This window comes from Oleiphilus sp. HI0061, assembly GCF_001635675.1.
Genome location: NZ_LWFE01000447.1, coordinates 1 through 11,011 on the forward strand (window position 1 = coordinate 1; position 11,011 = coordinate 11,011).

At 44.1% G+C, this 11,011-nt stretch carries 11 protein-coding genes; 3 read left to right on the forward strand and 8 right to left on the reverse strand.

What is annotated here, in order from left to right; translation table 11 throughout:
• The coding region (locus A3735_RS06025) for an NUDIX domain-containing protein (protein WP_156499451.1) at window positions 1–224 on the reverse strand (224 nt) is incomplete at its 3' end.
• Window positions 225–465: 241 nt separating this feature from the next.
• On the opposite strand from A3735_RS06025, the gene A3735_RS06030 reads away from it, so the two are divergent.
• Both A3735_RS06030 and A3735_RS06035 read left to right on the forward strand, forming a co-directional pair.
• Window positions 466–1,122, forward strand: coding sequence for an HAD family phosphatase (locus A3735_RS06030; RefSeq protein ID WP_068509045.1), 657 nt, complete (start codon window positions 466–468; stop codon window positions 1,120–1,122).
• Window positions 1,091–2,101 (forward strand): imelysin family protein, encoded by a 1,011-nt coding sequence (locus A3735_RS06035; protein WP_068509043.1) that lies wholly within the window; start codon window positions 1,091–1,093, stop codon window positions 2,099–2,101. The genes A3735_RS06030 and A3735_RS06035 overlap by 32 nt, the downstream gene beginning before the upstream one ends.
• Before the next feature lie 29 nt (window positions 2,102–2,130).
• Here the strand turns inward: A3735_RS06035 and A3735_RS06040 are convergent, their stop codons facing one another.
• A complete protein-coding gene (locus tag A3735_RS06040; protein WP_068509041.1) occupies window positions 2,131–3,333 on the reverse strand; it encodes a class I SAM-dependent rRNA methyltransferase in 1,203 nt (400 codons plus the stop codon).
• 172 nt (window positions 3,334–3,505) lie between these two features.
• On the opposite strand from A3735_RS06040, the gene A3735_RS06045 reads away from it, so the two are divergent.
• Window positions 3,506–4,372 (forward strand): HDOD domain-containing protein, encoded by an 867-nt coding sequence (locus A3735_RS06045; RefSeq protein WP_068509039.1) that lies wholly within the window; start codon window positions 3,506–3,508, stop codon window positions 4,370–4,372.
• Window positions 4,373–4,457: 85 nt separating this feature from the next.
• On the opposite strand, the gene gspD is transcribed toward A3735_RS06045, so the two are convergent.
• The 6 genes from gspD to A3735_RS06075 form a co-directional block, all read right to left on the reverse strand.
• Window positions 4,458–6,437: a type II secretion system secretin GspD gene (gene gspD / locus A3735_RS06050; RefSeq protein ID WP_231872239.1), complete on the reverse strand. Its 1,980-nt coding sequence runs from the start codon at window positions 6,435–6,437 to the stop codon at window positions 4,458–4,460.
• A gap of 56 nt (window positions 6,438–6,493) precedes the next feature.
• Window positions 6,494–7,351, reverse strand: a complete 858-nt coding sequence (locus tag A3735_RS06055; protein ID WP_197469962.1) for a type II secretion system protein N — start codon at window positions 7,349–7,351, stop codon at window positions 6,494–6,496.
• Between the two features lie 13 nt (window positions 7,352–7,364).
• Entirely contained in the window at window positions 7,365–8,132 is a 768-nt protein-coding gene (gene gspN / locus A3735_RS06060) for a type II secretion system protein N (protein WP_068509035.1), read from the reverse strand.
• A gap of 279 nt (window positions 8,133–8,411) precedes the next feature.
• Entirely contained in the window at window positions 8,412–10,055 is a 1,644-nt protein-coding gene (gene groL, locus A3735_RS06065) for a chaperonin GroEL (protein ID WP_068509033.1), read from the reverse strand.
• Window positions 10,056–10,131: 76 nt separating this feature from the next.
• Entirely contained in the window at window positions 10,132–10,422 is a 291-nt protein-coding gene (locus A3735_RS06070) for a co-chaperone GroES (protein WP_068509031.1), read from the reverse strand.
• A gap of 162 nt (window positions 10,423–10,584) precedes the next feature.
• A partial coding sequence (locus A3735_RS06075; protein ID WP_082885808.1) for an FxsA family protein occupies window positions 10,585–11,011 on the reverse strand: 427 nt, incomplete at its 5' end.

Below are 11,011 nucleotides of genomic sequence, written 5' to 3' on the forward strand. Positions count from 1 at the left end.
AACCAACCCTTTGTTTTGGCCACAATCTGTACATCTGAAGGCTGCAAACCTATTTCTTCATTCAATTCACGGTAAAGTGCTTCATCAGGAGTCTCATCAACTTTGATTCCACCTTGCGGAAACTGCCAAGAATTTTGTCCGATTCGCCTTGCCCAAAGTACCTCATTAAATTCGTTTGCGAGAATAATTCCGACATTTAATCTGAAACCGTCAGAATCTATCACTCTCTAATTTCCCGTCTATAGATATTTACATTGCCTTCATTCTTTCAGAATTTGCCCGATACAGCAAACCCATGAGCGGGCAAATAATTAATTATGCTAGATATATCAATCAATTCTAGACTACTTTTAAGATCTTAATGAGTTTTTAAAGAGATGATCTGATATGATTTTCTATTCATCGAAATCGACCCTTTGTGATTGGTCGTTATTTAGCATAAAACACTCTCGGGGGAGTACATAAGTGGCACTGGCAATTTTCGACTTAGACAACACATTAATCGCGGGTGATAGCGACCATGCCTGGGGCGAATTTCTCGTCGAAAAGTCTATTGTCGACGCTCAAGTTTACAAAGAGGCCAATGATCAATTTCTTTTGGATTACCAAAATGGTGAACTCGACATCCTCAAATACCTGTCATTCGCGCTTCGCCCACTCGCCGCACATCCGACAGAGCAACTGCTGAAATGGCGAGAAGAGTTTTTTCTGGAGAAAATCAAACCACTTATGCTTGATAAGGCAATCAAGCTTGTTGAAAAACACAGAGCTGCCGGAGATACTCTCCTGATTATTACCGCCACAAACCACTTTGTTACTGAGCCTATTGCTCAGGCTTTTGGCATTGATACACTGATAGCGACCCTTCCCGAGCAAGTCGACGGTCGATATACAGGCAAGGTAAGCGGCACACCCAGCTTTAAAGAAGGGAAAATTACGCGTTTGAACGAGTGGTTAGAGACGAATCACCATACACTCAAAGGTTCTTTTTTCTATAGCGATTCACATAATGACCTGCCTTTATTAAAGCTGGTCAGCACGCCAGTCTCTATCGACCCGGATGACACCTTAAGAGAATATAGTGAACAAAATGGCTGGCCAATACAAACTCTCAGAAGCTAAGAAAAAAGACATGATCAGGGGCTTATTCACCACTTTCTGTTGTTTAGCGCTATTCGGCTGCAGTGAACCCTCAACGCCAGATATCACATCCAGCAAAACAAGCTCAGCAATAAACAAGCAATCGTCAGATATTGGCAACCGTCAAATCGCAACACTCTCCACCTCTTTGATCGACCAAATGGTTAAAGAGAGTAATCGATTACTTACTGAAACCAGCAACGCAGCCGCTAAGCTACAAAGTTCTATCGACAAACTAACGACTCAGCCATCGAAAGAATCTCTACAGGAAGCTCATCAGCAGTGGAGTCTAGCTCACGATACATATATCTCGACTAGACTTCTTAGACAATGGCTAAAAAGCCTGAACATCATACATCCGGTTTTGGATGTGACTCTCAGCTCTCCTGAACTCGTTCATACGAACCACAACCGCATTGATCAGTACCCTTTGATTCCTGGCTATTTAGATAAGGTCCAAGGCTACCCGCTAAGCGGTTTAATTCACTCTGAAATCGAATTGACCAAGGATAGCCTTAATCAGGAGCATTTACTCGGAGATTCTGCCTATGTTGCCTTAGGCTTTCATGCTTTAGAGTTTATGCTTTTTGGCGAGAGTGGAAACCCGAGAATCGTTGCAGACTTTTCAATCGAGAACACTAGCAAAAGTCAGAACCAAAGCGCCAAGCGTAGAGCAAAATACCTCAAACTCCTAAGCAAACTGCTCAAACAAGATATCGAAGCTTTTAGCGTTTCTTGGAACAGGCTCGATGGCTACTATCCAGCAGCACTTGCCACCATTCCTGAAGAAGAACTCAGAGCATCACTTCGTCAAATTGCTGAAGTAGAACTCGAAGCCTGTCGGCAAATTCAAATGCTGATCGGCAAGCAAGCTATGCACGATACCAAGAGTAGTATCGCCGCAAGAATAAGCCTTGCAAATCGCGTCATTGAAACACTAGAAAGCACGAGACAAAACTAAGCCCTGCATCGCACTTTCATTTAATCAAACTACGATGCTGGCAAAACTCTGACGAAAATTGATTTCAGGTATTCTGTTTCCGGAATTACTGGCAGTATTGGGTGATCTGCACCTTGGCCGCCCTGCTCAATTACTTGTAAGCGCTTTTCCAAAGTCTGGCCACTTACCGCAATAGCTTTCATCAAGGCTTCTCGCGAAAGGTGCATAGAACACGACGCAGAAACCAGTAAACCATCTTTTTCTAGCAGGCGCATCGCAAGCTGATTCAAACGTTGATAAGCAATCTCACCCGCTTTCTGGTCCTTACGCTTAGGAATAAATGCTGGTGGATCAGCGATAACAACATCAAATTTCTCACCTTCAAGCTTCAACTGCTTGCACACGTCAAAGACATCACCCTCAATACAACTTACCTTGTCAGACAAGTCATTTAGTGCCGCATTCTTCTCAACGTAATCAAGCGCCATTGAAGAGCTATCTACACAGGTAACCGACTCAGCCCCAAATGCAGCGGCTTGAACTCCCCAACCGCCCACATAGCTATACAAGTCCAGCACGCGCTTACCTTTAACATAGTCTTTTAAGCGCGCCCGATTCATGCGGTGATCATAAAACCAGCCTGTTTTTTGCCCCTTCATAACTGGTGCAAGAAAACGAACACCGTTCTCTTCCAGTTCGGCGTCTTCAAGCTCCTCTCCCATAGCAAGCGAAACATAGGACTCGAGATTCTCGGCAGATCTCATCTTGCCATTATTTTTAAACAAAATCGTTTTCGGTCGACAAACCTTCTCAAGTGCCGAAACGATTTCATCCTTTAAAGACTCCATTCCAGCACTCGAAATCTGAACAACAAATACGTCTTTAAAGCGGTCAATCACCAGGCCAGGCAACATATCACTATCACCATAAACCAAGCGATAAGAATTCCCATCAAAGGCTTGCTCTCTGAGGGACAAAGCGATCTTTAACCTGTGCCTGAGCAAAGACTGGTCCATTGCCTGTGCAGGGTCCCGGCTAATCATTCGACCAGCGATGAGTGATGCAGGAGAAATAAAAGCCCGGCCAATCGCTTTACCCGCCTGGTTGACCACAATAGCTTGTTCGCCTGGCGCAAACTGTTTTAAGGGACTTTGCTTGGTATCAATCTCATTGCTATATATCCAGAGGTGACCCTGTTTTAGTCTCTTGTCAGCCCCTTTATTCAGGCAAAGCGTTTTAGGCTGGTCAGTCATCGTACACCTCTCGATATTTTAGTTAGCTTGAATTGGGCGGCAGTATATCAAGCAAGCCGATTTAGGCCCATTTTTATTCTGCTCATCGTTAGCTTATTTCTCAATTCATCCTACAATTACTAGGTTAATTATCAGTATTTGTAATAAAGCAAGTCACAGGCAGCAGCAAATTATGAGCAACCAACTCACCGAAGCCCAGGTCAAAAAAATTCTTCAAGGCATTCATGTACCTCCACAACCCCAGATTCTTGTGGACTTACAAATGGAACAGATCATGCCGGCCCCGGATATTCAACGAATAGCCAATTTAATCGCGAAGGATGTTGGCTTATCCGGCACCATGCTGAAATTTGTTAATTCACCATTTTATGGTCTGGCAAATAAAATCACCTCCATTGAGCAAGCGGTATCACTACTGGGTATTCATACCGTTATTAATATCTTGAATGGCCTGGCAATCAAAGGTGAAATGTCAGATGAAGCCATCATTGAATTAACCTCTTTTTGGGATACCGCAAACGACATAGCGATGGTCTGCGCAGCGGTTGCCAAAAAAGTCGGCTACCGCACGCCAGACGAAGCTTATGCATTAGGCTTGTTCCATAATGCGGGTATTCCTCTCATGCTTTCACGCTTCGATGATTATATCACCGTCATGGAAAAAACTTATTCCGGCCAGCATGAGCGAGTCATTGACTTAGAGAATGAAAAATTCAACACCAATCACTGTGTCGTCGGTTATTTCACCGCCAAGTCATGGAACCTCCCTGAGCATATCTGCCAAGTTATTGCCGAACACCATAACACCAAGCAAGTGTTTGCAGTTAAAGACGGCAAAAACCAGCAGCAGAAAACCTTGCTGGCAGTTCTTAAACTGGCTGAGCATATTTGCGGAAACTACAAAGTACTTGGCCTACAAGATAGCGACCCGGAATGGGAAGATAGCCAAGATGACATATTAGAATACCTAGGCTTAACTGCTTACGATATCGAAGACCTTAAAGTAGGTTTCATTGAAATGGGTGTCACCGTTTATTGAACAAGAGTCTTTAAAACAAAAAAGGGAGAGTCTCTGACTCTCCCTTTTTTATTCAAGAAAATAAATACTCAGCCTTTGAAGGCTTTTACTTAACCTGCATGCCTTGGTATACGCTATCAAGCTGAGGTTTAACTAAATCTTCAGTATCTTCACCATTGCTTTCCTTGATCGCCAAGTTCAAATTCCATAGCTGATCAAACTTCTCAACGGCAACAGCCTTATTGGCCGCTTTATCACGTAAAATCGTTGGTTTTAGGAATACCACCAAGTTCTGCTTATTTACAACCTTCTGAGTACTTCTAAATAAAGCACCTAACCAGGGAATATCACCCAGCAATGGAACCTTGCTTTCTTGGTAAGTTTCGTCATCACGAATTAGGCCGCCCAGAACAATAGTCTCGCCATCATCAGCCAGAACATTCGTCTTAATCTGACGTTTCGAGGTAATAATATCGGCTCCAGCCGTTGACGGAGAAACGCCTGATATTTCCTGTTCAATTTCCAAACGAACTAAATTGCCATCACTGATACTTGGCGTCACAATCAACTTAACACCGACATCCTGACGCTCAATCGTAGTAAACGGGTCCGACGTTCCAGCACCGGAAGAAGTAGACTGACCTGTGATAATTGGAACATTCTCACCAACAATGATAGATGACTCCTGATTATCCATGGTTATCACTTTAGGTGTAGAAAGAACATTTGCGCTAGCATCACCTTCAAGCGCCTGGATCAGGCCACCCCAGCTTACACCACTTTCACTTGTTCGCCCAAAACCTGCGGTAATACCATCACTCGCACCAATACCTGAGACGTTAAGATCACCATCATCACTGCTATCTTGCGCGATCAACGCTGACAATACATTCGCCGTCGCAATTCCCGCATCAGAGAAGTTTGTAAATACACCTGGAACCGATGCACCCTGATCATACAAGGCCCACTGAATACCAAGTTTGTCATTCAGGTCATCTTTAATTTCAACTATCGCAGCCTCGATCAGTACCTGAGCTCGGCGAACATCAAGTTGCTCAATGACACCATCGAGCTCCTGAATCACTGAAGGTTCTGCTCTAATAACCAGCGCATTCAAACCTTCATCAGCATAAACACTCGCTTCTGAAGATTGGCTTTTACCCTTACCCTTAGCACCCTCACTACTAATATCGCCCATTAGCCCCTTTAACAACTCAGCTAACTCTCCAGCATCCGCATGTTTAAGTCGGACTACCTTGGTTTTACCACCCGTGGATGAAGGTTGATCCAGTTTGGCTATCAACTCTCGCATTTTCTCCCGGAATGCCTCATCGCCTCGAAGGATAAGCCGATTGCTGCGCTGATCTGCAACAACACTAAATTTATTGCCGCCACTTTTTCCTTTAGCTTTACTCAGCTCGCTAGGTGCTAACTCTTCTAAGAGCTTTACCATATCACCAACCCATGCTTCTTTAAGCTGAACAACTTCAAGTTCATATTTAGAAGGGCTATCCAGCTCATCAATAATCTTACTAATTCGTTTTATGTTCGCCAGGTGATCACTAATAATCAAAGCATTGGCAGCTGCGACACCCGCAAGGTGTCCATATTTTGCCACCATCGGTCTAAGAATCGGAACCAACTCTAAAGCACGAGCATTGTTAACCTGAATTACCCGCGTAACGATTTGCTCTGATGGTACCTTTTTCAAAAAACGATCGTTCTGAGCACTCTGCTTGGCATCATTTTGTCTGACAATCTTGATCACTTCCTGGCCAGGTATCGCTGCAAAGCCATGCACCCCCAAGACGGATAAAAACATTTCGTAAACAGCAGATTTATTCATTGAAGCATTAGAAATAACCGTGACCTTACCCTTAACTCGAGGGTCAATAACAAAGCTATAACCTGTTATATCGGCAACCTGACTAACAAATGCTCTGACATCCGCATCCTTCAGATTTACCTTCCAGGTTTGCTCCTCACCGAAGGCACTCCCGCTAAATACCAGCGCGGCACAAACAACCAAGTGCACCAACCTGAGACGGACCATACTGAACATGTTCTTTCCTAATGTAGACTTCATAACAATCACTTTACACTTAAGTCATTTGCATTACTGGGCTTGAGCCCGCAATTTTTTTATCTCAAAGGGTAGTTAATATAAAAGCTGGCGCCATCTCGCATCACTTCTACTTCCAAACTACCTTGCTCATAGAGACTTTTCATTAACTCTTTATCGCGCTGAATATCACCAAGGTTATGACCATTCACCGAGCGTATCACATCACCCTTGTTAAGATTTAGCCCCGACAACATTGGGTTTCCACCTTGGTAAACATACCCCTCTGAAGAAGCTTTCAGCCCAACTGAGCCCAATGCAGCGACAGGATCTTCCTGTAAGCGCTCTGCAGCCTCATCCATAAATTGCTGAGGCGTTTCTACTGATTCCACCCTTGCTCTTCTTTTCGGCTGGGCTTTAACCGGCGTTACCTTAGAAAAACTGCTACTGCCTTTGATGCTCTTCTTTTCTTCAAAAGCCAAAGTTTCTAGCCTTCCGTTACGCCTCAAGAGAATACGATCACTATATACCTCTTCCAAAGTGGCCCTGCCTGGTAGGGCATCACCTATGCCATAGTAATCCGCCTTCTTGCCAATCTCTTCTACTATAGCACCCGATGCGCCAGCCTGCTCTGACATAAAAACACCTTTTAATGCTAACCTTAAGCTGGTCTTAGGCGCTTCTTTTGGTTTATCCTGCTTTTTAACTACCTGTTTTCCTACTTGTCCGAATAAATGATAGTCAGCTAACCTGGCATCTCGCCCCTGGCTTTTCTTAGCTGTAACAACTTTATTCTGAGGCAACACTAAAGCGCGCTCATCCGAAGAAGCCAGTGAATACCAAAACACTCCAGCCCCCAGATAAGCGACATAAACAAGCAAAGTCACAGCCAACAGTGACTGAATCCTAGCAATTGTTCCTGACCCTAGCGTTATCAAATTATTCACCAGCCTAATAAATTTTCTTTTTCACTTTAAACACGACATCTTCTTCTTTGGAGTTTTGGGGCCAATGCTCATCAGCCAAATCCAATAAGCGTCTTTTCACTTTAACTAGCGCTTCACCCTCTGGGCTCACCGTCGCTTCAATGACATCAAACGATCCGCCACTATCACGAACACCTGCTTTTATTTCCCCAGTTTCGCTAGTTTCTATCACCCCCCTAAAAGGAGGAAAGCTACGTTGATGTATAGCGCGTTGAGCAGGATAGGCAATATCGCCACCAGACCACGAGATCATACCTGCAGCTGATCGCAGCATATTATCTTCAGCTAGCAGCTGTATATCCTTTAACAATAGCTGACCATCCAGGGTGACTCGTTGCGCCCTCAGCGCTGGGCTTAGCATAGATAAGTCTAGGTCACCACGAGAAACCGTCACAGCGATGTCAGACATGCCCACCGTAATCACAGCCTCCAATTCGCCCGCTTGGCTATCAATATCAAGCTTAACGGGAAGTGATAAGGCATATAGTTCAGATAATTTCACATTCCAATCAACTATTGAGGCAATGCCTTTATACTGAACCAAAGCACGACCATCCCAGATAGTCCCCTCAATGCCTTTTACCGAAACACCAACAGAGCGAAGAGAATTAGTTACAGAAGGATCAGCCTCTACAACTCCCTCCCAAATCACACGCGCTGGAGCCTTAGCCAGCACAAAAACGCTAAAGGCCAATAAGAAAACAAGAAGATACAGAATTGTTTTTTTCAACACGCGTAAAGACCAAGTCCTATTATCTGACCCACTTCAGTACAAGAGATACTGAAAACTACCGAGAACCTATCATGCTTATATACCTAAGCCGCCCGGTAGGGAGCCTACTGCTCTAAAAAGCGACCAATTACAGACTATTTAATATGATAAATCTACCTTTATTAACGGTTTTTCATACCTTTGCAGGGTTTTCTTGAGACATGCCTCAAGTACTTAGCCCCAAACGCAAGAAACCCGGCAAAAGCCGGGTTTCTTAATCACAAAGCGTGAAAGGCTGGATTACATCATTCCACCCATGCCACCCATGCCACCCATATCAGGCATAGCTGGTGCTGCTGCACCCTCTTCTACGATATCGGTAACCATGCATTCAGTAGTGATCATCAAACCAGCAACAGAACCTGCTGATTGAAGCGCTGTACGCGTCACCTTAGCCGGATCAAGAATACCCATTTCCAACATATCGCCATATTCACCCGATGCAGCATTGTAACCAAAGCTACCTTCGCCCTGCTTAACCTTATCAGTCACGACAGAACCTTCGCCACCGGCATTCTCAACGATTTGACGCATAGGTGCTTCCATTGCGCGACGTAGCAAGTTAATACCAACGTTTTGATCTTCGTTATCACCTTGAAGATCTTCAATCGCTTGTAGAGCACGAATCAATGATACGCCGCCACCTGCAACAACACCTTCTTCAACGGCTGCACGAGTAGAGTGAAGCGCATCTTCGACACGAGCCTTCTTCTCTTTCATCTCGACTTCAGAACCAGCACCTACTTTGATTACCGCAACACCGCCAGCTAATTTAGCTACACGCTCTTGAAGCTTCTCACGATCATAGTCTGAACTGCTTTCTTCGATTTGCTTACGAATCTGGTTAACACGCCCTTCGATTTCTGCAGCTTGACCTGCACCATCGATAATCGTCGTATTTTCTTTACTGATGTTAACGCTCTTCGCTGTACCCAAGTTATCAATTGTTGCGGTTTCTAGAGACAAACCAACTTCTTCAGAAATAACCGTACCACCCGTTAGAGTAGCGATATCCTGTAGCATTTCCTTACGACGATCGCCAAAGCCAGGTGCCTTAACCGCTGCCACCTTAACAATGCCACGCATGTTGTTTACAACTAGAGTCGCTAGCGCTTCGCCTTCGATATCTTCAGCAATGATCAATAATGGCTTGCTTGCTTTAGCAACACTTTCCAGTACAGGAAGTAGCTCACGAATGTTAGAAACCTTCTTATCAACCAATAATATAAATGGGCTCTCAAGCTCTGCACTCATATTGTCCTGATTGTTGATAAAGTAAGGTGATAAGTAACCACGATCGAACTGCATACCTTCAACAACGGCTAGCTCATCTTCGAAGCCACTACCTTCTTCAACAGTGATAACACCTTCTTTACCTACTTTTTCCATCGCTTCAGCAATGATGCTACCAACAGAGCTATCGCTGTTTGCTGAGATTGTGCCTACTTGAGCAATCGCTTTAGTATCTTCACATGGACGAGCAAAGCCTTTAACCGCTTGAACTGCAACTTGCACACCTTTGTCGATGCCACGTTTCAGGTCCATTGGGTTCATACCCGCAGCAACAGCCTTCAAACCTTCGTTAACGATAGACTGAGCCAAAACTGTTGCAGTCGTTGTTCCATCACCCGCAGCATCATTAGTTTGTGATGCAACTTCTTTTACCATCTGCGCACCCATGTTTTCGAACTTGTCTTTAAGCTCGATTTCTTTCGCAACAGACACACCATCTTTAGTCACCGTCGGTGCACCAAAAGATTTGTCTAATACAACGTTACGACCTTTAGGGCCCAAAGTTACCTTTACTGCATCTGCTAGAATGTTTACACCGGCCAACATGCCTTGACGAGCCGAATCACCAAATTTAACGTCTTTAGCGCTCATATACTTTTCCTACTTAAACTGTTTGCCTATTTAGTTAGGCACTTTTAAAATAATTCTCTGAACCGGCTAACCGGTACTAAGCTTCTATCACGCCGTAAAGGTCGCTTTCACTCATAATCAATAGCTCTTCACCATCGATCTTAACGGTATTACCAGCATATTGACCAAACACTACAATATCGCCTTCTTTTACAGCCAAAGCTTTAACATCACCGTTATCCAGAATTTTTCCAGTACCCACAGCTATTACTTCACCCTGAGAAGGTTTTTCAGTCGCACTACCAGGCAATACAATACCACCCGCACTTGTGGTCTCTTCTTCTTTGCGGCGTACAACAACACGGTCGTGTAATGGACGGATTTTCATCTTCTTGATTCTCCTAACAGGTTTTCAATCCGAAAATAAAATCACTCTCAAACAAAGAGCGCTTTATTTTATTTAATAAAAACAATAAGTTGCATTTTAAACTTACAATTTTCATTGATAAGTGACTCTATAAATGGGGATGATAGAAAGCTTTTCAAGCACTTATTTTTCTTTTTCTTGTTTTATCTCTTGAAACTCACCTTCGGCGATCTCTTCAGGCGGAACGGTACGTTGGGGAAATTCCTGGGCAGAGAAAGGGTCCTTAACCGGCTGCTCCTCCGCCTGAGACGACTGTCTATAAGTTGTCTGGGAATAAAAGCCGCTTTGTGAGGAATTCTGTACCAGATTTTTCGCAATCATCTTGGCAAACGAAGCTCTAAAGCCCGGCGTCAATAAAATAAAGCCAATCGTATCGGTCACAAACCCAGGGGTAAGCAACAATGCTCCCGCGATTGCCAACATCATCCCTTCACCAATTTCAGAGACTGGCATCTGGCCACTTTGCATCTTCTGATTAGCTCTGATAAAGGTACTCAGCCCCTGTTTTTTAAGCAGCGTCACACCTATGACTGCCGTCAATAACACCAGC

Bases quoted from the DNA above. Each gene is read 5' to 3' on its own strand.
- groL (WP_068509033.1), bottom strand. From the start codon at position 10,055: ATGAGCGCTAAAGACGTTAAATTTGGTGATTCGGCTCGTCAAGGCATG.
- A3735_RS06070 (WP_068509031.1), bottom strand. From the start codon at position 10,422: ATGAAAATCCGTCCATTACACGACCGTGTTGTTGTACGCCGCAAAGAA.
- A3735_RS06040 (WP_068509041.1), bottom strand. From the start codon at position 3,333: ATGACTGACCAGCCTAAAACGCTTTGCCTGAATAAAGGGGCTGACAAG.
- A3735_RS06045 (WP_068509039.1), top strand. From the start codon at position 3,506: ATGAGCAACCAACTCACCGAAGCCCAGGTCAAAAAAATTCTTCAAGGC.
- A3735_RS06035 (WP_068509043.1), top strand. From the start codon at position 1,091: ATGGCTGGCCAATACAAACTCTCAGAAGCTAAGAAAAAAGACATGATC.
- gspD (WP_231872239.1), bottom strand. From the start codon at position 6,437: ATGAAGTCTACATTAGGAAAGAACATGTTCAGTATGGTCCGTCTCAGG.